The 20,611-nt window shown below is 71.7% G+C and carries 18 protein-coding genes; 9 read left to right on the top strand and 9 right to left on the bottom strand.

Annotation, left to right across the window (positions count from 1 at the left end; translation table 11 throughout):
• Positions 1-96 precede the first annotated feature (96 nt).
• Entirely contained in the window at positions 97-1,434 is a 1,338-nt protein-coding gene (locus TU31_RS12215; protein WP_042153262.1) for a M64 family metallopeptidase, read from the bottom strand.
• A gap of 502 nt (positions 1,435-1,936) precedes the next feature.
• Between TU31_RS12215 and TU31_RS12220 the strand changes: the two genes are divergently transcribed.
• On the top strand, positions 1,937-2,422 hold the full coding sequence (locus TU31_RS12220; RefSeq protein WP_042153264.1) for a lamin tail domain-containing protein: 486 nt from the start codon (positions 1,937-1,939) through the stop codon (positions 2,420-2,422).
• 151 nt (positions 2,423-2,573) lie between these two features.
• Here TU31_RS12220 and TU31_RS12225 read toward each other — a convergent pair whose 3' ends face one another.
• Complete coding sequence (locus tag TU31_RS12225) at positions 2,574-3,491, bottom strand: NADP-dependent oxidoreductase (RefSeq protein ID WP_042153267.1); 918 nt, start codon at positions 3,489-3,491, stop codon at positions 2,574-2,576.
• A 157-nt stretch (positions 3,492-3,648) separates the two neighbouring features.
• Between TU31_RS12225 and TU31_RS12230 the strand changes: the two genes are divergently transcribed.
• Complete coding sequence (locus TU31_RS12230; protein ID WP_042153270.1) at positions 3,649-4,908, top strand: LuxR C-terminal-related transcriptional regulator; 1,260 nt, start codon at positions 3,649-3,651, stop codon at positions 4,906-4,908.
• A 33-nt stretch (positions 4,909-4,941) separates the two neighbouring features.
• Here TU31_RS12230 and TU31_RS12235 read toward each other — a convergent pair whose 3' ends face one another.
• The 3 genes from TU31_RS12235 to TU31_RS12245 all read right to left on the bottom strand — a co-directional run bounded on the left by TU31_RS12235 (position 4,942) and on the right by TU31_RS12245 (position 9,721).
• The gene (locus tag TU31_RS12235; protein ID WP_078885724.1) at positions 4,942-6,417 is read right to left on the bottom strand and encodes an amino acid permease; all 1,476 of its coding nucleotides are present in this window, start codon (positions 6,415-6,417) and stop codon (positions 4,942-4,944) included.
• A 57-nt stretch (positions 6,418-6,474) separates the two neighbouring features.
• A complete protein-coding gene (alr, locus tag TU31_RS12240; RefSeq protein ID WP_245698508.1) occupies positions 6,475-7,854 on the bottom strand; it encodes an alanine racemase in 1,380 nt (459 codons plus the stop codon).
• Positions 7,855-8,098: 244 nt separating this feature from the next.
• Entirely contained in the window at positions 8,099-9,721 is a 1,623-nt protein-coding gene (locus tag TU31_RS12245; protein WP_219819193.1) for a PucR family transcriptional regulator, read from the bottom strand.
• 173 nt (positions 9,722-9,894) lie between these two features.
• On the opposite strand from TU31_RS12245, the gene TU31_RS12250 reads away from it, so the two are divergent.
• The 3 genes from TU31_RS12250 (at position 9,895) to TU31_RS12260 (ending at position 13,137) form a co-directional block, all read left to right on the top strand.
• The gene (locus TU31_RS12250) at positions 9,895-10,233 is read left to right on the top strand and encodes a hypothetical protein (RefSeq protein WP_042153276.1); all 339 of its coding nucleotides are present in this window, start codon (positions 9,895-9,897) and stop codon (positions 10,231-10,233) included.
• Between the two features lie 367 nt (positions 10,234-10,600).
• Complete coding sequence (locus TU31_RS12255) at positions 10,601-12,085, top strand: cytochrome ubiquinol oxidase subunit I (protein WP_042153279.1); 1,485 nt, start codon at positions 10,601-10,603, stop codon at positions 12,083-12,085.
• The gene (locus TU31_RS12260) at positions 12,082-13,137 is read left to right on the top strand and encodes a cytochrome d ubiquinol oxidase subunit II (RefSeq protein WP_042153282.1); all 1,056 of its coding nucleotides are present in this window, start codon (positions 12,082-12,084) and stop codon (positions 13,135-13,137) included. The genes TU31_RS12255 and TU31_RS12260 overlap by 4 nt, the downstream gene beginning before the upstream one ends.
• Before the next feature lie 103 nt (positions 13,138-13,240).
• On the opposite strand, the gene TU31_RS12265 is transcribed toward TU31_RS12260, so the two are convergent.
• The 3 genes from TU31_RS12265 to TU31_RS12275 form a co-directional block, all read right to left on the bottom strand.
• A complete protein-coding gene (locus TU31_RS12265; RefSeq protein WP_042153286.1) occupies positions 13,241-14,044 on the bottom strand; it encodes an endo alpha-1,4 polygalactosaminidase in 804 nt (267 codons plus the stop codon).
• Between the two features lie 218 nt (positions 14,045-14,262).
• Complete coding sequence (locus tag TU31_RS12270) at positions 14,263-14,937, bottom strand: hypothetical protein (protein WP_042153288.1); 675 nt, start codon at positions 14,935-14,937, stop codon at positions 14,263-14,265.
• Between the two features lie 168 nt (positions 14,938-15,105).
• Positions 15,106-15,699, bottom strand: a complete 594-nt coding sequence (locus TU31_RS12275) for a TetR/AcrR family transcriptional regulator (protein ID WP_042153291.1) — start codon at positions 15,697-15,699, stop codon at positions 15,106-15,108.
• Between the two features lie 62 nt (positions 15,700-15,761).
• Between TU31_RS12275 and TU31_RS12280 the strand changes: the two genes are divergently transcribed.
• The 3 genes from TU31_RS12280 to TU31_RS12290 all read left to right on the top strand — a co-directional run bounded on the left by TU31_RS12280 (position 15,762) and on the right by TU31_RS12290 (position 18,161).
• A complete protein-coding gene (locus TU31_RS12280) occupies positions 15,762-16,517 on the top strand; it encodes an alpha/beta fold hydrolase (protein ID WP_042153294.1) in 756 nt (251 codons plus the stop codon).
• Positions 16,514-16,984 carry an SRPBCC family protein gene (locus tag TU31_RS12285; RefSeq protein ID WP_042153296.1) on the top strand — a complete coding sequence of 157 codons (471 nt, stop codon included), beginning with the start codon at positions 16,514-16,516 and terminating at the stop codon, positions 16,982-16,984. The genes TU31_RS12280 and TU31_RS12285 overlap by 4 nt, the downstream gene beginning before the upstream one ends.
• 262 nt (positions 16,985-17,246) lie before the next feature.
• Positions 17,247-18,161 (top strand): MBL fold metallo-hydrolase, encoded by a 915-nt coding sequence (locus tag TU31_RS12290; RefSeq protein WP_042153298.1) that lies wholly within the window; start codon positions 17,247-17,249, stop codon positions 18,159-18,161.
• Positions 18,162-18,243: 82 nt separating this feature from the next.
• Here TU31_RS12290 and TU31_RS12295 read toward each other — a convergent pair whose 3' ends face one another.
• Complete coding sequence (locus tag TU31_RS12295; protein ID WP_042153882.1) at positions 18,244-18,975, bottom strand: class I SAM-dependent methyltransferase; 732 nt, start codon at positions 18,973-18,975, stop codon at positions 18,244-18,246.
• A gap of 325 nt (positions 18,976-19,300) precedes the next feature.
• Between TU31_RS12295 and rho the strand changes: the two genes are divergently transcribed.
• Positions 19,301-20,506, top strand: a complete 1,206-nt coding sequence (gene rho, locus TU31_RS12300) for a transcription termination factor Rho (protein WP_042153300.1) — start codon at positions 19,301-19,303, stop codon at positions 20,504-20,506.
• Positions 20,507-20,611: the final 105 nt, after the last annotated feature.

Raw genomic sequence — 20,611 nt, forward strand, 5'->3', positions numbered from 1 at the left:
GGGCCCAGGAGAAGACGCGGCCCCGGCCGCCGGGCGGGCGCGTTGACCGGCCCGCCCGGCGACCGGGGCGGTGTGCGAGGAGCTGTGCGGGGTGTACTAGGGCGCGATGTGCCAGGTCAGCGAGCGGGAGAGCAGCTTGCGCAGCGCCGGGTCGCGGACCGCCTTCGTACGGTCGGTGGCCCGTGCCGTGACCGTGTGGGGGCGCCCGTCGGCCGGGACGCCGAGGGTGCGCGGGATGACCGAGGTCTTGCCGCGCGCGGCCTTGCGTTCGCGGCCGTCGACGGACCACGTCAGCTGCGCGGAGGCGGGTGCGGTGACCCGGATACGGGTCCCGCGGGACACCGCGTGGTGGGTCGAGAGCGGGCTGCTCAGCACGCTCGCATAGCGGTAGAAGCCCGCGATCATCGCCTCGCGACCAGGGAGGTTGAACTCCTGGCCCAGGGTCCGCATGATCGAGTTCTCGGTGGGGCGGTTGAGCCCGTACTGGTAGTAGCCGCCGCCTTCGAACGCGCCCACCGCGCCGCCGTCCGGCGACTGCTGGCCGAGCCACCGGTACCACTTCTGCCGCTGAGCGGTCATCTGGTCGGCGGAGAGCTTGCTGAGGTTCGACTGGGCGGGCTCGGGCCCGGAGTAGGTTCCGGACTGGCCGTAGTCGTACTCGTCGGCGAGCTTGCCCAGCGAGTGACCGGTTTCGTGCACCGCGACCTGGTCCGACTGGTCATTGTCGGAGGAGGCGGTGGCGATCCCGTCGTAACCGACCTGCGAGGAGATGTCGTTGTAGCCCGCACCGCCGTACTTGGTGGAGTTGGAGAGGACCACGACGAGGTCGGCGGCCGGGGCCTTGGAGGCGTACGACTCGACCTTGCCGGTGTCGACGCACAGCAGCCGTTCGGTGCCCTCGCAGAAGAACGCGGAGTCCAGGGCGGTGTCGCGGACCACGTCCTTGGTCGGGTCCCCGGAGACGCCGGACTCGTTGGAGACGGCGTCGACGGCCCAGACGTTGAACAGGCCGCGGTATGCCGCGTACGGCTCCACGGCGGAGATCTTGGCCCACTTGGTGCGGACGTCGGCGTGGAAGTCCTTCTGCTGGGCGGCGGTGTAGCCGTCACCGATGAAGACGACATCGAGCTTGGAGCCGACCGGGCCGCTCTGCACGATCGAGGTGACATCGCCGTCGCCGGCGGCGATCGCGGCCTTCTCGGACGGCGCGAGTGGCTTCGAGACCGGGACGGTGGTCTGCCGTGGGTGGCCGCCCGCGCCGCTGAAGTACTCGACGTGCTGGGTGCGTGCGGCGTGCGGGGGCGGGGTGGCGGTTTCCGCGGTGGCCGCGGCGGCCGTCGCGGCCACCGCCACCGCGGCGACGCCGACGGACACCGTGGTGCGTATGCGTGGCGATATGCGTCTGCGGTGGTGTCCGGAAGTGTTTCTGCGCATGGGGGGTTCCTCCCGATGCCCGCCGCAACGCGGCGGGTTGAGCCGAAATCAGGCGCGCTCAACGTAGAGGCTCCGGGGGCTCCAGGCAACGGATGGTGCGTAAGTGGCACACCGGCAGTTGAGTTCGGGATATGGAGGGGGCGTGCGGAGTCCTTCCGGGAGGGCAACGTCTGTGCCTGGCGGGCGACTTGTGTGCCCGGCGCCGACACCCCGCCCGGCCCCCCCGTCCCGGCACCCGCCCACCGTCCCGTCGGCCCCGATGACCCGTGCCCCGTAAGGGAAGCACGGCGATACGTGTAGGGGGTGTCGCGGGTGGTGGGGCGAGCGCGGGGGCGTACGCGCCTGGCGTGGTGCGGTTGTGTATATGTCCGTGTTTTGTCACACCAACGTGGATTTCTTCCGCCAGGGCGTGACGGGTCGTCACTCTGTGGGGGCCCGGCCAAACCGGCCGGGAGTCCGGTTTTTGGGCGCTCTGAATGTGGCGCCTTTCACAGGAGGTTCGATGTTCCGTAACGCTTCGCGTGTCGCCATGGTGGTACTGGGCTCCGCCGCCCTGGCAGCCACCGCCGCCCTCCCGGCCGGCGCGGATGGCCACCACCGCCACACTCCGCAGCGCTGGCGGTCCGCTGTGGTCCTGGGACCGATCCAGTACGACAGCCCGGGACGCGACGACCGCTCGAACCGCAGCCTCAACGCGGAGTGGGTGACGGTGCGGAACACCGGCCGCACACCCGTCAACCTCAAGGGCTGGAGCCTGTCCGACAAGAGCGGACACGCCTACCGCTTCGGCAACCTGCGACTGGCCGGCCACAGTCAGGTCCGGGTCCACACCGGCTACGGCCACGACAACCGCTGGGAGGTCTACCAGGACCGGCGCAACTACGTCTGGGACAACGACCATGACCACGCGACCCTGCGCAACGACCACCGCCGGGTCGTCGACCAGGTGCGCTGGGGACACGGACACGGACACGGCCACGGTCACTGACCTCGTGCGGCTCTGACCGGTGAGGGAGGGGGCGCCCATCTCTCTCACCGGCCGCCGCTCCGATACCGGTGCGCCACAGGCAGCCGGCCTGTGGCGCACCGCTCTTTGTGCGGGTGGCCGTCAGCCGACCCGCACACCGGCCGCCGCGGACTCAGACCGTGATGACGAGCTTGCCGCGCACATGCCCCGCCTCGCTCAACTCCTGCGCCTTGGCCGCGTCGGCGAGCGGGAAGGCCTCGACGACCGGTACCGCGAGCCTGCCCTCCACGGCGAGGCGGGCGTGCGCAGCGAGGTAGGCGCGGACCTGCTCCGAGGGGGTACCGCCCGCGGAGAAGGGCACACCGTGCTCGGCGGCGGTCATATCGGCGATGGTGACGATCCGGTCCGTCGTGCCGCCGCGCAGTGCGATCGAGACCGGCAGCGCGTCATGGCCGGCCGCGTCGAAGACCGCGTCGACGCCCTGGGGCGCGGCCGCCCGGACCCGGTCGGCGAGTCCCGCCCCGTACGCCACGGGAACCGCACCCAGTGTGCGCAGGAAGTCGTGATTGGCCGGGGACGCCGTACCGACCACCGTGGCGCCCCGGGCCACCGCGAACTGGACCGCGACCTGGCCGACCGCGCCCGCCGCCCCGTGCAGCAGCAGGGTCTCGCCCTGCGCCAGGCCCAGCTCGTCGAGGACGCGCTGCGCCGTCTCACCGGCCACCGGGAGGGCCGCCGCGGCCTCGAAGGAGAGCGCGGCGGGCTTGTGCGCGATGTCTCCCGCGAGGGCGTACTCCGCGTACGCGCCGGTCCTGGTCAGGCCGAAGACCTCGTCGCCGACGGCGAACGTGTTTCCCGCGCCGTCACCGAGCGCGTCCACCACCCCGGCGAACTCCAGCCCCGGCACGGCGGGGAACGTCGTCGGATAGAACTGCTCCACCCATCCGTAACGCCGCTTGTAATCCAGCGGATTGACGCCGACCGTCACCACCTTCACCCGTACGTCGCCCGGTCCGGGCTCCGGCTTGTCGGTGTCCTTGAGGCTGAGCACCTCGGCGCCGCCGAAGGTGTCGTAAAGGATCGCTCGCATATGGGTCTCCCCGTTCGATGCATGAAATGCAGTGGAGGCACTGGGCCGATGTCTTCAGCCTCATTCCTGGGGACGGCCACGACGCCGCTCATCGGGCCAGTCCGACCTGGCCGAAAGACCGGCGCCGGTCCCGGAGCGCCTGGCTACGCTGAGGCTCATGCAGTTGACCGGACCCGTGCCCGCCCTGACCGCCGCATACGAGGTGATCCGCCGGCCACTCGGCGAGATCTTGCCCCGGCTCTCCGCCATCCTGGCCGAGCCGGTGCCGCACCTGGCGGCCGCCGAACTCTCCACCCACTGCGCGCACTCACCGTTCAAGGCATACGGCGATGCCGAGATCACCGGGCGGCTGTCCACCGCCGACCTGGCGCCGCTGCTCGCCGCCGGCGTCCCCGGCCGCCCCTGGCAGGGCATGCTCACCCTCGCCGACACGGAGCGGCCGGCCCTGGTCGTGACGAGCCATGCGACACCCCGCGGCGCCGTCCTGCTGCTGGTACGGGACGCGGCGGCCGCCCCGGTCGACGAGGCCGCAGCCGCCCTCGTACAGGCGCTGTGGGACCTGGTCACCAGCCACTTCGACCGCCTGGCGGCGGAGGCCATGCCCGGGGCGCTGGCCCGCTCGCGGGCCGCCGCCGGAACCCGGGCCCGAGTGATCGCGGAGCTGGGCGAGGCCTACTCGGCCGCGCTCACCGGGCTGTTGGGCGTTCTGCGCAGCCGCACCCTCGATGATGCGGCGGCCCGCGCCACCGCCACGGATCTGGCCGTTTCCGCGCTGGTGGAGCTGCGTGCGGAGGCGGAACGGGACCAGGAGATCGCCGAAGAGCCGGTCGGGCAGGCCTTCGCCCGGCTCGCCGACGCACTGCGGCCGCTCGTCCGCCACAGCCCCGTACGGCTGGAGTTCGGCGCCCCCGACTCCCCGCGGACGGTGGCCGCCGACGTGGCGCATACCGCGCGCTTCATCGTCCGGGCGCTGCTGCTGAAGGTCCTCGAACAGGAGGGGGTGACCCGCGTCCACGTCGCCTGGCAGCTCACCGACGACGAGCTGCGCGCGACCGTACGGGACGACGGGCCCGGCACCCTCACGCACGGCGCTCTGGCCCCCGGCGGGGTCGCCGAGCGACTCGATGTGCTGGACGGACGGCTGGACCTCGACGCGGTGCCCGGGTGGGGGACCACGGTGTCGGCGACGATCCCGCTGCGGGTGCTCCAGAACCCGGCACCCGACCCGCTCACCGCACTGGGCGAGCGGGAACTCCAGGTACTGGCCCGGCTCGCGCTCGGGCACCGCAACCGGGCGATCGCCCAGGAACTCCACATCAGCGAGTCGACGGTGAAGTTCCACGTCGCGAAGATCCTCACCAAACTGGGCGTCGAGTCACGGGGCGCGGCGGCGGCGCTCTTCCACGCCGTGGCATAGGGCACCGCCCCGCCACCGTGCCCGACCGCCCGGCTACCTGCTGCGCGACGGCTCCGGGATCTCCTCGTCGGGCGGTGCGTCCTGGGGTCCGGCGGCCCGGCTGCGACGGGTGAAGAAGTAGCCCGCCGTCAGGATCGCCGCCCATACCGGAGCCACGTACAGCGCGATGCGGGTCTCGGCGTCAAAGGCCAGCAGGACGACCACCAGGCCGAGAAAGGCCAGGACGAAGTAGTTCGACACCGGCGCCAGTGGCATACGGAAGGCGACCGGCCGGAGCCGCCCGGCGCGCACCGCCGCCCGGAAGCGCAGATGCGCCGAGGAGATGATTCCCCAGGTGAACACCGCGGCGACGGTCGCCACGCTCGTGACATACGCGAAGGCCTGCTCCGGGACGAAGTAGTTCGCGGCCACCCCCAGCAGCATGACGGCCATGGAGGCGAGGATGCCCGCTGCCGGTACGCCCTGGCGGCTGACCTTCCCGAACGCGGCCGGTGCGTGCCGGTCCCGGGCCAGGGCGTGCAGCATCCGGCCGGTGGAGAACACCCCGCTGTTGCAGGACGACAGCGCCGCGGTGAGCACGACCAGGTTCACCACACCGGCCGCCGCGGGGATCCCGACCTTCGCGAAGACCAGCACGAACGGGCTGACGTGCGGATCGAGTTGGTTCCACGGGACCAGTGCCATGACCGCGGTGAGGGCGCCCAGGTAGAACAGCCCGATCCGCCAGATCACCCGGCGGACGGCGGTGGGCAGGGTCTTCTCGGGGTCCTTGCTCTCGCCGGCGGTCACCCCGAGCAGTTCGACTCCGACGAAGGCGAACACCACCACTTGGAGGGCGAGCAGCGGCCCGGCCATACCGTGCGGGAAGACGCCACCGTGCGACCAGATGTTGCTCAGTGACGCGGTCTCCCCCAGGGGACCGAAGCCGAAGATCAGGATCGCGGCGGCCATGACCAGCAGGACGACGATGGTCAGCACCTTGATGATGGCGAACCAGAACTCGAACTCGCCGAACAGCCGGACCGCCGCGAGATTGGCCACGCCGAGGATCGCCAGGGCGATGAGGCCGGGCAGCCACTGGGGCACCGCGGGCCACCAGTAGCGGACGTAGATCCCGGCCGCGGTCAGCTCGGCGGTGCCGGTGACGACCCACATCAGCCAGTAGCTCCAGCCGGTGGCGAACCCGGCCCAGTGGCCGATGAACTCCTCCGCGTACGTGGCGAACGAACCGGAAACCGGCCGGTACACCAGGAGTTCACCCAGGGCACGCATCACGAAGAAGATGACCACGCCGGCGACTGCATAGGTGAGCAGCAGGCCCGGACCGGCGTTGTGCAGGGCCTCGGCGGAGCCGAGGAACAGCCCCACACCGATGGTCCCGCCGATCGCGATCATCTGGATATGGCGGGAGTGCAGGCCCCGGTGGAGTCGTTCCGGACCGGGGTCGCCGGAGCGGGCGTCCTGCTTCCCGGCAGGACGCGGCGAGGACGGTGGAAGCCGGTACGTCATGTGAAGGCTCTCTTCGTCAGGGGGCGGTGATGATCCAAGGGGGTGGGGGAGCGGAGGTCAGTGGTCGCCGGGGGCCGAGCCGCCGGTGTAGGCGCGCGGTATGCGGGCGCCTATGCGGGTGACGATTTCGTGGGAGATGGTGTGGGCGGCCCGCGCCCAGTCCGCCGCACCGGGCTCCCCGCGGTCGCCGGGCCCGAAGAGCACCACCTCGTCCCCGGGCGCGGCGGGGGCGTCGCCGAGATCGACGACGAACTGGTCCATGCACACGGTGCCCGCCACCGTGTGCTGCCGCCCGGCGACAAGGACGGGGCCCGCCTGCGACGCATGCCGGGGAACACCGTCGGCATAGCCGAGCGGCACCAGCCCGAGGGTCGTCGCACGGGCGGTGCGATAGCGGTGGCCGTAGGAGACACCCTGTCCGGCGGGGACCCGCTTGACGGAGGCGAGCCGGGCGGTGAGGGTCATCGCCGGCCGGAGCCCCAGCTCCGCAGGGCCGGCCAGGTCCGGCACCGGGCTCAGTCCGTAGACGGCGAGCCCGGGACGGACGAGGTCGAAGTGCGCCTCCGGAAGTGTCAGGGTGGCGGCCGAGTTGGACAGATGCAGGACATCGGGAGCGAGGCCGGCCCGGCGGGCGATCCCGGCCGCGTCGCGGAAATTCGCCAACTGCCGTGCACAGGAGGGGTGTCCGGGCTCATCGGCCCGCGCCAGATGCGACCACACGCCGACCACCCGGAGGTACCCGGCCGCTTCGGCGGCCGCCGCGCCGTCCACCAGCGTCTGCCAGTCGCCCGCGGCGGCGCCGCCGCGCCCGAGCCCGGTCTCCGCTTCGAGGTGGAGCAGCGCGGGACGGTCCACGGCCCGCGCCGCCCGGACCGCTGCCCGCACCGCCCACGGGGCACCGGCCGACAGCTCGACACCCGCGGCCACCGCGGCAGTCCAGTCGTCACCGGGGGTCAGCAGCCACGCCAGCAGCCGGCCGGGGACACCGGCCGCGCGCAGCGCCAGTGCCTCCCGCATCCCGGCGACGCCGAGCCAGGTGGCGCCGCCCGCGAGCGCCGCGCGGGCGACGGGGACCGCGCCGTGCCCGTAGGCGTCGGCCTTGACCACGGCCATCACCTCGGCGGACCCCGCCGTGTCACACAGCCGGCTGACGTTGGCGCGGATCGCCGCGAGGTCGATACGGGCCTGCGCGTGCGGTGTTCCGGCCTGCTGTCCGTCCTGTCCGTCCTGGCCGTACTGCCCGTCCTGGCTGTGCGGTCCGGCCGCCGGTCCTGCCACCGATCCGGCCGTCGGGGCCGGTCCGGCGGAGGGCGCTGGGCCCGCGGCCGGGACCGGCCCGGCGGACACCCCCGGAGGGTGCCGGTCCACGACCGCGGTCACCGCCGCTCCGTATCCGGCTGCGGCGTTCTCGGCCTCGCGGGCCATGCCGAACGACATGCCACCGTCCTTCCACGAAATCCATTGCTGCCCGGTGAGCTGCGGGTGGAGCCATGGTTTCGGCGGGGGGACGGCACGTCATCGTTCGCTCGGCACTGTCTCGGGCCACTCGGCAGTGGGGCCGGGACAACGGGAGGCGGCGGCGGGGCAGGAGGCTGTCTACGGGAGGACGGCATACGGAAATCCCGCCATACGGAGACACCGGACCGTCACAGCGACATACCGGGCGGCGGCCCGGGTTCCCTCACCCGGAAGTACCCACGGCGTCGTCCGGGCCGCCTTCCGCGCCGTATCGGCGGGCGGTGAGCTGGAGCAGCAGAGCGGTACGGACCTCCGGGTCGTCCAGCGGCAGCGCCACGACCTCCTGAAGCCGGCGCATCCGGTGCCGGAGCGTGTTGGGGTGGATGTGCAGCCGGGCGGCGGCGGCCCGTGGATCGCCCCGCTCCTGGAGCCAGGCATACAGCGTCGGCACACAGTTCGTCCCGTGCGTCCGGTCGTGGTCCACCAGCTGTCGCAGCGGTCCGACGCCCGCGATCCGTGCCGCCGCGGCGGACCGCGCGACATGGCGCAGGACGACCGTCGCCCACACCTCGTCGTGCACGGCCTGGTGGCGCGCGATCAGACCGGTCCGGAGCAGATCGAGCGTGTCATCGGCCTGCTCACGCGAGCGCGCCAGCCCGGGGACCGACGCGGCGAGTCCACCGACCGCGAGCAGCGGAGCGGGCTCTCCGGTGGTGCCACGGAGCGTCTCCAGCCATCCGGGTCCGTCGTCGGGGCCGGGGCCGACCATTTCCGCCGGGACGATCCCGTAGACCACCCCGCCGACGACCGCCGCGGGTGACCGCAGGCGACTGCCGCGGAACCGGGACATACGCTCCCATACGGTCAGCCGCTGTCGCTCCGCCTCCTCGTCGTCCTCGCAGCGCACCCCCACGGCGATCACCCGCCAGGGACCGGTCGTGAGCCCCAGCCGCCGCGCCGCGTCCGCCGCTCCCTCCTGGCCGTGCAGCACCGTGGCGACCATGTCGGTCAGCACCAGGCGCTCCACATCCGCACCGGCGCGCCGGCGCAGCAGATGCAGCGCCGCCGTCGCGGCCGTGTCCGCGAACGCCTCGGCCCGCTCGGCGGGCACCGGCCCCGGCACGATGGCCCAGATCGAGCCGAGTACGTCCCCGCCGGCATGCACCGGCACGACCAGCCGCGGCTTGGTTCCCTCGACCACCGCGGGCACGTAGATGGGGCCGGTGTCCTGGGCGATTCGGTGAAAGACGCCGTACCGCCGGAAATGGGCGTTGACCTCGTCGGGGACGTGCCGTCCCATGATCGTGGCCACCCGCGCCTCGTCACCGCGCTCCTGCCGCGCGGAGTACGCGAGGACCCGGGAGCTGCGGTCCTCGATGGTGACTGGCGCGTCGATCACGGCGGCGATCGCATCGGCCAGGCCGAAGAGGTCCCCCGCCTCGGCACCGGCCGTCCCGCTGCCGGAGTCCGCGTACCCCTCGCTGTCGAGCACCGCCCGCAGCAGCGACACGACCTGCGCCCAGCCCGCCTGCTGCTCGACCTGTACCAGCGGGAGTCCCGCCGCGCTCGCGGCCGTGACCACCGTCTCGTCGACCGCGACCGGGGCCTTGAGCAGCAGAGCGCCCGCCGACCGCCCGGCGCACGACGACAGCAGCCGCAGGGCCTGCGCCCGGTCCGTGAGATTCACTCCGAGGACGACATCTCCCGGACGCAGATCGAAACCACCGTCCGGCTCGGCGATCACCACATCTCCCACCGGGACCGCGGTGCCTCCGGGGGCGCACACCCCCGACAGCACGGCCGGCCCGATGGAGCTGAGAAGCCGCTGAAGGCTCATCACTGGCATCACCCGCTCACCGTTCCACCCACCATCGTGCCCTACGGAATCCGCACCTCCGCCGGCCGGGTCCGCCCCGGCTCCCAATTCCGTCGGCGGGAGGTGAACGGTCGCGGGAGCCCGTGCGTATCTCTCCATATCCGTGTCCCCTGAGGCACCGGTCCACGATGTGAGGAGGCAGCATGACTGACCCGGGTATCCCGCAGCTTCAGGCATTGCCGGACGGAGACGCCGAACTCTCGCTGGTGGTGCGCTTGCAGTGGGAGGACGTCGCCGCCCTCGGTCAGGACGCCGCCCGGCTGGCTGCCCGGTTCAAACGCCCGGTGACCCTCGACGAGGCCGCCGGCCATCGCCTGCGTATCCGGTCGCCCGCAGCCCACGCCAAGGCCATGCCACAGGAGCGGGCCCAGCCCGCCGTGGCCTCCACGACGGTGTCGCCGCTGCCCGCCCGCTCCCCACAGGAACAGGCCCGGCAGGCGATCGAGAAGATCAACGGCTCCAACGGTCATGAGACGGCGTAGCGCGACGCAGGGCTGAGAGCACGAGGGGGCCCGGCGGGTCCCCCTCGCGGAGGGGTTCGGTGGTGTGGGGCCGCCGGGCCCCTCAAGCGCGCCCGGGGGCCCGCGGCCCGGTCGACGGCCGGCCGCGGGGCCGCTCCTGAGCCGCGCCGGGCCGCCGGCTGGGCCGACCGGGCGAAGTACATCGGCCCAACGGCTCAACCCGGGAGCACGGTGCGTGCTGCCCCGCGCTCACCGGTGGTTGGGTGACGAGCCGGCGCGACCGCCGCTGGGCCCCGCAGGGCGGGGCCGTGCACCGAGGAGGCAGGCAAGCGTGGACGCCGAGGCCGGCGCTCTCCTGAACGTCCCGAGCAGCGAAGGCACGTAAGGCATGGACACCACGGTCACCCTGCTGGCGGGCGTCCCGGCCCAACTGCTCCCGGCCCGGGAGCTGATGGCCTTCACCCTGGCCTCCCACATCATTCTGGTACCGCTCGGGGTGGCGCTCCCGCTGATCACCCTGGTGATGCACCATCGCGGTCTGCGCCGGAACGATCCCGTCGCACTGCTCCTCGCCCGGCGCTGGTCGGCGGTGATGGCGGTGCAGTTCGCCGTCGGTGTGGTCACCGGCACCGTGCTGTCCTTCGAGTTCGGACTGCTCTGGCCGGGCCTGATGGGCAAGTGGGGCGGCGTCTTCGGTATCGGTTTCGGGGTGGAGGCATGGGCCTTCTTCCTCGAAGCGGTCCTCATCGCCATCTACCTCTACGGCTGGCGGAGGCTGAAGCCCCGCACCCACTTCCTGCTCGGCCTGCCACTGCCGGCCGCCGCCCTGCTGGGCGCGTTCGGCATCCTGGCGGCCAACGCATGGATGAACACGCCCCAGGGGTTCACCCTCGACGCCGAAGGCAACCCCGAGGACGTGCACATCTGGTCTGCGATCTTCACCCCGATGTTCGGCCCCCAGTACTGGCACTTCGTCGTGGCGATGCTGATCACCGCGGGCTACACCGTCGCCGGGGTCTACGCCGTCGGCTGGCTGCGCGGCCGCCGCGACCGTTACCACCGGCTCGGCTTCACCGTGCCGTTCACCCTCGCCGCGGTCTTCACCCCGGTGCAGTTCGTGCTGGGGGACTCGATCGCCCGGTCCGTCTTCCACAAGCAGCCGGTGAAGTTCGCCGCGACGGAACTCGTCTGGCGGACCGACACCCATGTACCCGAGTACATCTTCGGCCGACTGCATCCGGACGGCAGCATCTCCGGCGGCATCAAGATCCCCCAATTCGACTCCATCCTGGCCGGGTTCACCCCCGGGACCAAGGTGACCGGACTGACCTCCGTCCCGGCGGACGACCGGCCTACGGCCACCCAGGCCACCATCGCCCACTGGGCCTTCGACCTCATGGTGGTGATCGGCTCCCTGCTGATCCTCCTCGCCCTCTGGTACGGCTGGTGCCGGCTGCGGCAACACCGGCTGCCCACCTCACCGTGGTTCTTCCGCGGCGCGGCCTGCGCGGGCGTCGCCTCCGTCATCGCCGTCGAATGCGGGTGGATCACCGCCGAAGTGGGACGCCAGCCCTGGATCGTCTACCGGCACATGCGCATCGCCGAGGCGGTGACCGCGACCCGCTCCACCAGCCTCTGGATCATGCTGAGCCTGGTCATCGTGGTGTATGTGTTCATCTTCGGCTCGCTGCTCGCCGTGCTGCTCAAGATGCGGACGAACTGGCGGCTCGACGACGCGCGCCGGGCGACGGGGGAGCGGACAGACGAACCGGAGGCCGACACCCCGTACGGGCCCCGCGCGCGGGTACCGGCCGGTGACCCGCCACCCGACGGCGGCGCCGGGCCCGGACCGGCCGAGGACGGCCGGCCGTGATCGCCGATGTCATCGCCGTGGTGCTGCTGCTCGCCGTCGCCGCCTACGCCTGCGCCGGAGGCACCGACTACGGAGCCGGGTTCTGGGACCTGACGGCCGGTGGCGCCGGGCGCGGCGCGCGCCCCAGGTGGCTGATCGACCACGCCATGGCCCCCGTATGGGAGGTCAACAATGTCTGGCTCGTCTTCGTCTTCGTCATCATGTGGACCGGCTTCCCGACGCTGTTCCAGACGGTGTTCTCCGCCATGTGGCTGCCGCTCGCCCTGGCCGCCATCGGCCTCGTGCTGCGCGGCGCCGGCTTCGCGCTGCGCAAACCCCTCCGCCGGATCGCCGGGCGACGCCTCTACGGTGCCGTCTTCGCCGTCTCCTCGCTGCTCACTCCGTTCTTCCTCGGCGCGGCCGTCGGCGGGATCGCCTCGGGCCGGGCGGTACCGGGCACGGAGGCCTCGGCCCACGCCTGGGCCAACCCCACCTCCATCCTCTTCGGACTGATCGCCATCGTGGCGACGGCGTTCCTCGGCGCCGTGTTCCTGGCCGGCGACGCCGCCCGTTACGGCGCGCCCGACCTGGTCGGCTACTTCCGGCGGCGGGCTCTGGGGAGCGTCGTCGCCCTCGCCGTCCTCGCGGCGGTCATGCTGACCGTCACCCGGAGCGATGCCCCGCACGTCTGGCACGGGCTCACTCACGGCGTCGGCCTCGGCCTCGTCATCCTGGCCGGAGTCTGTTCCCTCGCCACCGGTTGGCTGCTGCTGCGCCGGTCCGGAGTCTGGTCCCGGGTCACCGCCGTCGGCGTGGTCGCGGCGGCGGTCATCGCCTGGGGAGCCGCCCAACGCCCCTATCTCATCCCCACGTCGCTGACCGTGGCCGAGGGGGCCGGCGACCCCGGCAGCCTGCGCTGGACCGGCCTGGTCACCCTTGTCGCCGTGGTGCTCGTCTGCCCGGCCGTGGCCTTCCTGTACTGGCTGGACACCCACGGCGAACTCGAACCGCTCTCCGACACCGACCTGCGCCGCACCGAACCGGCTCGCGACGATCCGACTGAGCTGAACTGACCACGGTGCCACCGGCCGCTGGTTGCGGACCGCGGTGGCGCCCCGGCTTCCCGGCATGCTGCTCCCGCCTCGCCGCTCCCCTCCGGGCGGCACCGGGCAGACGTCAGCAGTACCGGCGGAGCGAGCCCTTGGCACCGGCGGGGCGGACCTCGCGGTCGCGCAGGGTGAGGGAGAGCCTCTTGCCCCAGGCGCGGCAGGCGGCCGTGAAGTCCTGCTTCCGGTATTCGATGACGAAGACCCGGTTGGCGTAGGCCTCCGCGAAGTCGGTGCATTCCTTGTAGCGGGTGCACTCCTCGACGACGGCGAAGTCGAAGCCGATACGGCCGCGTTGTGGCAGCAGGTCGGTGGTGTTCTTCTGGGCGATGGCCAGATGCCGCTGGTGGGCGCGGCGGGCCAGGAGCCGGGCGAAGGCCGCGGCGTGCCCGGCGGTGAGCCTGCCGTCGGAGCGCTCGTAGGAGTCGAGGTTGTCGGGCTCCACGGCGTCATAACCGGCCTTGGCGCAGCCGTCGATCCACGGGCCGACGATCTCCATGAGGGCCGCCCGCTTGGCGCTGGTCGAGATGTCGAGCAGCGGCTCGTCCCAGTCCTCGTCGATGACCGGGTCTCCGTGCTCGTCCCGCAGCAGCAGTCCGGGGTGGTCGTCCTCCCAGGAGCCGTCGTCGGGCTGTGCCTGGAAGGCATTCACGTAGCAGACGTTGTAGCGGCCGGGCGCCGGCCTGGCCGTACGGTCGCGGGAAACGGCCCGGACTCTGTCGGGCGGCGGATATGCGCCGCCGAGCTGATAGTCGAAGACGGCGTTCGCGGTCGGTGGCCGTACCGCGGTGGGGGCGGCGGGGGAGGGTGCCGAGGTCCCGGATCCGGCGGCGTGCCGGGGAGGTTCGGCGGAGCATGCCGTGCCGAGCGCCATGATCAGGACGAGGGCGCCGGCGGCGCGGGAGCGTAAAGAGTGCACGGGCGGAGCTTATGCGCGCACGCACGTACAGCCGGCGTGGAGGCCGCCGGCAGGGCCCGAAGGTGCCTCCCGGTCTGCGGGAGCCGAGAGGCACTGTGGTCGGCGGCCGTGATGCGGTTCCGTGCCAGGAGGCAGGGACCGCGCCCCCGTTCAGCTGCGCGACTTCGCCGTGGTCAGCGCTTGACCACGAACGCCTGGCCCTTCTTCGCCTCGGACGAGCAGGAGTTCTTCTCCGCGGCGGTCATCTTGCGGGTCTTGACGGTCACCGCGTTGCTCTGGCCGTCCGTCCCGTTGGGCGCGGGCCCGGTGACGGTGTCCGGCACGAACCAGTAGTAGTGCCCCCACTTCGGGCTGTCGTAGTGGGTCTGCCAGGTGCCGGAAACGGTCTGCATCACCTGTGCGCGGGAGATCCAGCCCACCTCGCCGGGCTTCACCGTCATGTTCAGCGAGCTGTTCTCGGTGTGCGAGCTCGACCAGGTGTGGCTGTAGGTCGCGGTCACACTGAGGTCGATCAGACCGGCGATCTTGCCGCCGGCGGTGACGGAGACCCCCGCCGAGTCCGTGGAGCCCACGGTGTCGGACCAGCCCATCGACTGGGTGGCGTCCGAGGTGCTGCAGTTGTACAGCGAGTTGGAGACCTGACGGAAGTCTCCGAGGTACGCCTTGCCAAGAGTCGGCTCGTTGAAGCTGCACTTCCCTTCACCGGAAGCGCAGTCGGCTATGAGCTGGTCCCGGGTGGGCTGGTCCTCCGCGGCGGCCGGCATGGTCATCGTGGCGACCAGCCCCAGAGACACCGTGGACAGCGCCAGCAGCCGGCTGCCGTGGCGGGTCATTCTGCTTTTTCTCATCGTGCTGTTACCTCTCGCCCAGCTTTGTGTAAGCGACGTGTCTGCGTGTGACGTTCGTCGCGTTACGTTTGAGACTGGTGTGAAATCTGTTTCAACTACACCAAGAATTAGTAAAGTTGTAGTTGATGTCGAAACAGAGTCTTTAAAGGGGTTGAAACGGAGGCGGCGTCAGGTCCGTACGCGTGCTCCGTTGAGCACGGTGTCGACGGTGCGCGCCACGAAGTCCTTCTCATCGAGCGGGAGTTGGCGCAGGGCGACCCGGACCCAGGCGGCTCCGGCCAGCAGATCCATCAGCAGCGTGGTGTCGGTGTCCGCCGGGAGCTCGCCGCGGGCGACGGCGCGGTCGAAGACGGGTTGCTCCAGCGCGATCCGGTCGGCGAAGAAGTTCTTTACGTGAACGGCCAGTTCGGGGCTCTGGGTGGCGGCGCCCAGCACGGAGACGGCGATATCGGAGGCCGGTCGCGTGGTGAGGAGGGTCATCACCGTGTGCAGCAGGGCCTCCAGATCCCCGGTGAGGCTGCCGGTGTCGGGAGGTGTGAAGTCGAGTTGGCGCGCGCCGATGAGCGCGGCACCCAGGAGCGCTCCCTTGGACGGCCACCAGCGGTAGATCGTGGTCTTGTTGACGCCGGACCGCTGGGCGACCCCCTCGATGGTCAGCCCCTCATAGCCCTTCTCCGCCAGTAGATCCAGCGTGGCATCGAAGATCTCCTGTGCCTTCCGTGGACCGCCGCTGCGCCGTGTTCCGTGCCGCTCCTCGCTCATGAGGGGAGGTTAGCAGCAAGAACAACGCAACGTTGCGTTGCATTTGGGGTACGGTGCCGGACATGGAGTCCAATGAAGCCGGGCTGCCCATCGTCTTCGTGCATGGCATGCGCGTGAGCGGCACGATGTGGCGACCCGTGATCCAAGCCCTCGGTGAGCGTCATCCCATAGCGGCGCCCGACCTGCCCGGCCACGGCACACGGCGCGGGGAACCGTTCACCCTGCCCGGCGCCGTGGAGGCGGTCAGCGACGCGGTGGACCAACTCGGCGGCCGTGCACTGCTGGTGGGACTGTCCCTGGGCGGCTATGTCGCCGTCGCCACCGCCGGCGCCCACCCGGACCGTGTCCTCGGCCTGATGGCCATGGGGTGTACGGCGTTGCCGCGCGGGGCGTTCGGCGCCGTCTACCGGGCAGCCGGCCGGCTGGCGGCCAGGCACCCCGAGGAGTTCAACCGCCTCAGCGCCTTCGCGTTCCGCCGCGCGCTGCCCCGGCCCCAGGCGGACGCCATGCTCGCGGGCGGGCTGAGCTCCGAGGCCGTGCCGGGCATCGTCGAGGCCGTGCGGGAGATGGACCCCCTGGCGTCACTCGCCGCGTATCCCGGCCCGGTCTGGCTGGTGAACGGCGAACGCGACCACTTCCGCTGCCATGAACGCCGCTTCCTCAACGCCTGTCGCGACGGCCGCCTCACTGTCCGCCCGAGGTGCGGGCACATCACCAGCCTCACCGATACGGCAGAGCTCACTCGGCACGTGCGGGATGCCGCCGCGGCCATCACGGCCCGGACGCACGGGTCGGCGCCCCAGGGGGGCCAGCGATGACCGGCCGGGTGTGGAGCGTGGAGGAATCCCTGGAGGTCCCGGCCCCGCCACGGGCCGTCTACGCGGCGCTCGCCGACGTCCGGCGGATGGCGGAGTGGAGCCCGGAAGTCATCTGGGTGTGGCCCCGCGGAGACCGCTTCGTGGGGGTCAACCGCAAGGCCTGCTGGGTCTGGTTCGCCACCTGTCGGATCGTCACCGCCGCCCCCGGCCGCGAATTCGCCTTCGACAACACCACCTTCGGTCTGCCCGTGGCGCGCTGGGGCTACCGGCTGACCCCGACCGAGCGGGGCACTCTGGTCACCGAGTACTGGATCGACCGCCGCCGCAGTGGGTGGCGTCGCCGGCTCGCCGAGCTGCTGGGCCTGGTCTTCACCGGCACCCCGCCCGCCCGGCGCGCAGCCCACAACCGCGCCAGCATGCGCACGACGCTCCGCCGGCTGAGCGCCGCGTGTGAACGGGCCGACTGAATCGGCGAACCTCCCGGGCGCGTGGAGGGGGCGGGACAGGTCACCCGCCCCCGTGCGAAAACGGACTGATCAACGGGTGGGCAAATGGGTATGAATCACCCAGCCCCCTACGTCCGAATCCCCATCGGAAGAGACGTTCCAGCCGCAAAGCACAAGGTCTGTCCCCCCTTCCGCTTTTGCTGCACGGCGCGGTACTTCTGTGGGCAGTGCGCACTGACCGCACCTTCCGACACCTACCCTGACCAGGAAGGACGGACCTGTCATGAGTAACGACCTGTCACCCGAGGCGGCACCGGGGGAGCGGACCGGCGAGGGCTGGTTCGTCGATGCGCGCTGCACCAACTGTGACGTGGCCCGGCAGCTGGCCCCCGACGTCATCCGGGAACAGGACGGGCGGGCGGAGGTGATCCGGCAGCCCCAAAACGAGTCCGAGCAACGGCAGTTGTACGCAGCCGCCTTCGCCTGCCATACCCGGTCCATCCGCCACCCCGCGCACCACCTCACCCCCGACCTCGACCCCTTCCCCCTCGCCCTCGATGACACCGTCCAGCTCTGCGGCCACAACTCCCGCCACACGGCGGGGGCCAACGCCTACCTGCTGCGCCGGCCCGACGGCAGCACGATGATGATCGACACCCCGCGATGGAGCGACGAACTCGCCACCCGTTACGAGGCGTTGGGCCCCGTCACCGACGTACTGCTCACCCACCGGGACCATGCCGCGCACGGCCGCCGCTACGCCGACCGGTTCCGGGCCCGGCTTTGGATCCACGAGGGCGATCTCGACGCCGCTCCGGACGCGGACCACGTCATCGGGGGCACCGACCCGGTCGAGATCGGCGCGGGAGTCACCGCGTATCCGCTGCCCGGCCATACCCGCGGCAGCGTGCTCTACCTCGCCGATGGGAGGTACTGCTTCAGCGGCGACAGTTTCTACTGGTCGCGCACCACCGCCGACCTGGAGGTGGCGGCCAGTGTCACCTGGTACTCGATCACGGAGCTGGCGGCTTCCCTGGCCCGGACGGCGCCTCGGCTGCGCTTCGAGTGGGTGCTGCCCGGCCACGGCGACCGCAAGCGGCTCCCGGCCGAGGAGATGGCCCGCCGCCTGGAGCAGCTGACGGCCCGCACCCGCACCCTTCAGCCGCAGCCCATCGACTTCACCGCCGTGCGCTGGTGAAGGGCCCCGGGCCGGGGGAACCCGGTATGGGCGGGCCGCCGACCACACCAGGACCGGCGATCCGCCCGTACGGTGTCCCGGTTCACCAGGCCCGGGTGGCCACCACCAGTCGGCACCGGGGGCTGCCGTCGGGGCGGCGGCCGAGCTCCGGGAGAGCCTGAAGCCGCACGTCGAAACCGGCCTGGATCAGCTCTGCGCGCACCTCGGCGAGCCGGAACGTGCGGTAGTACATGACGAATTCCGGGCGCCACAGCGCGTTGCGCACCCGCATCACCGCGTCGAAGGCCAGCAGCGTCCAGTAGCCGGCCGACCCCGGCCGGGCAGGGGCCCCGATCGGGAACACGAACCGGCCGCCGGGGCGCAGCACCGAGTGGACCTGCGCGAACAGCTCCGGCCGCTCCCGGGGCAGGAAGTGCCCGAACGCGCCGAAGCTCACCGCGAGATCGAAGACCGGCTCGAAGGGGAGGGCCCGGGCATCCGCGCGCACCCACTCGACCCGGGGTGCGGCCGCGGTCACCCGTTCACGGGTCCGGGCCACGGAGAGCATCCCCGCACTGATGTCGACACCGGTGACCCGCTCCCGGCAGACCTGCCGCAGGACATCCATGCCCGCGCCCGTTCCGCAGCACAGATCGAGGCCGCTGTCGAACGGCCCGAGCTCGTGCAGCGCCCGTGACACCGGTGTCAGCACCCGGTCCGGGGTCCGGAACGGAGTGTGGTCGAACTTCGGGGCGAGCAGGTCATAGCCCCGCTCGACGGAGGACAGCGCCTGGACGGCGAGTTCACGGAAGGTGGGTCCCTGAGGTGCGAACATCGCCCCCAGCATAGATCCGATACACACTTCACCGCATCGGCCGCGCCCCGTGGTGGTACTGTGCCGGAGAGACGCACTTGTGCTCGCCGTATTTCCGGCGCCGGTGTCTCTCTTCCTCCCTCGCGGAGTGTATTTCCCTCGCCTTTGCGCCCGTCGTTTCCGGGCCGGCGAGCTGACACCACTGTTCGGCACCCGCAGTCCAGCGATGCCGCAGCTTCTCTCTCCGGCCGCGGGCCGTCCGGCCCGCCCGTGGGGCGTGATCTCACCGCCCTCCCTTGCCGGTTCCCTCCCATCTGCCGTGTACCGACGTCCCGAGAGGACCCCCGTGACCAGGAGCACTCAACTCCGCACGCCCACCACTGCCCCGTCCGCCACCACCGCCACCTCCCGCACCCCCGCACAGCCTGCTGCCGCGCCCACGAAACCCGTCGTCACGGCAGCCGGGATCCTGGACCTCGTCAACGGACGGCAGGAATCCGGGTTTCTCCGCGCGGAGGGCTGCCGTGCCTCGTCCCACGATGTCCGGGTGCCCGCCGCGCTGATCCGTGCGGCGGGCCTGCGCCCCGGCGACTTCGTCGTCGGGGTCTGCGACCGGCCACGTTTGCTCGCCCGGGTCGAAACGATCAACGGGCACCGGCCGGGCGACGTGCGCGGCCGGCCGCACTTCCGCGACCTCACACCGCTGCACCCTCGGCACCGCATCCGCCTGGAAAGCGCCACCGGCGGACCGGCACCGCGCATCGTCGACCTGCTGACGCCGATCGGGAAGGGACAGCGCGGGCTGATCGTGGCACCACCGAAGACCGGGAAAACCGTGCTGCTGCAACAGCTCGCGGCCGCCGTCGCCGCGAACCATCCCGAGTGCCGGCTGATGGTCGTGCTGATCGACGAACGGCCGGAAGAAGTCACCGAGATGCGCCGCTCGGTGCGCGGCGAGGTGCTCGCCTCCACCTTCGACCGTCCGGCCAAGGAACATATCGCCCTCGCCGAACTGGCCGTGGAACGCGCCAAACGACTCGTCGAGCAGAGACAGGACGTGGTCATCCTTCTCGACTCCCTCACCCGGCTGTGCCGGGCTCACAACAACGCCGCCACATCCGGTGGCCGCACGCTGAGCGGAGGCGTCGACGCCGCCGCGCTGCACGGCCCCAAGCGGCTCTTCGGTGCGGCGCGGCTCGCCCAGGAGGGCGGTTCGCTGACCCTGCTCGCCACCGCCCTGGTGGAGACCGGCTCCCGCGCCGACGACTACTACTTCGAGGAGTTGAAGAGCACCGGAAACATGGAGCTGCGGCTGGACCGGGTGCTCGCGGGCAAGCGGGTCTATCCGGCGGTCAATGCCGTCGCCTCCGGCACCCGCCGCGAGGAACTGCTGCTCACCCCGGCCGAGTTGGCGGCGACCCGCCGCCTGCGCCGCGCCCTCCAGGCCGGCGACGGACCGGCACATATGCAGTCCCTGCTGGAGAAGGTCCGGCGTACGCCCGACAACGCGACGCTTCTGCGGCAGCTACAGCACACCGCCCCCGGTGTCTGACCGCCGCGTCTCCATGTCGTTCCGCTCATGGGAAGTGGCCCCCGGAGAGATGTCCGAGGGCCACTTCGGCCGGCGCCGGCCGAGCCGGTTGCGCGTCCGGAACGG

The sequence above is a fragment of the Streptomyces lydicamycinicus genome (assembly GCF_000829715.2).
Classification (GTDB): domain Bacteria; phylum Actinomycetota; class Actinomycetes; order Streptomycetales; family Streptomycetaceae; genus Streptomyces; species Streptomyces lydicamycinicus.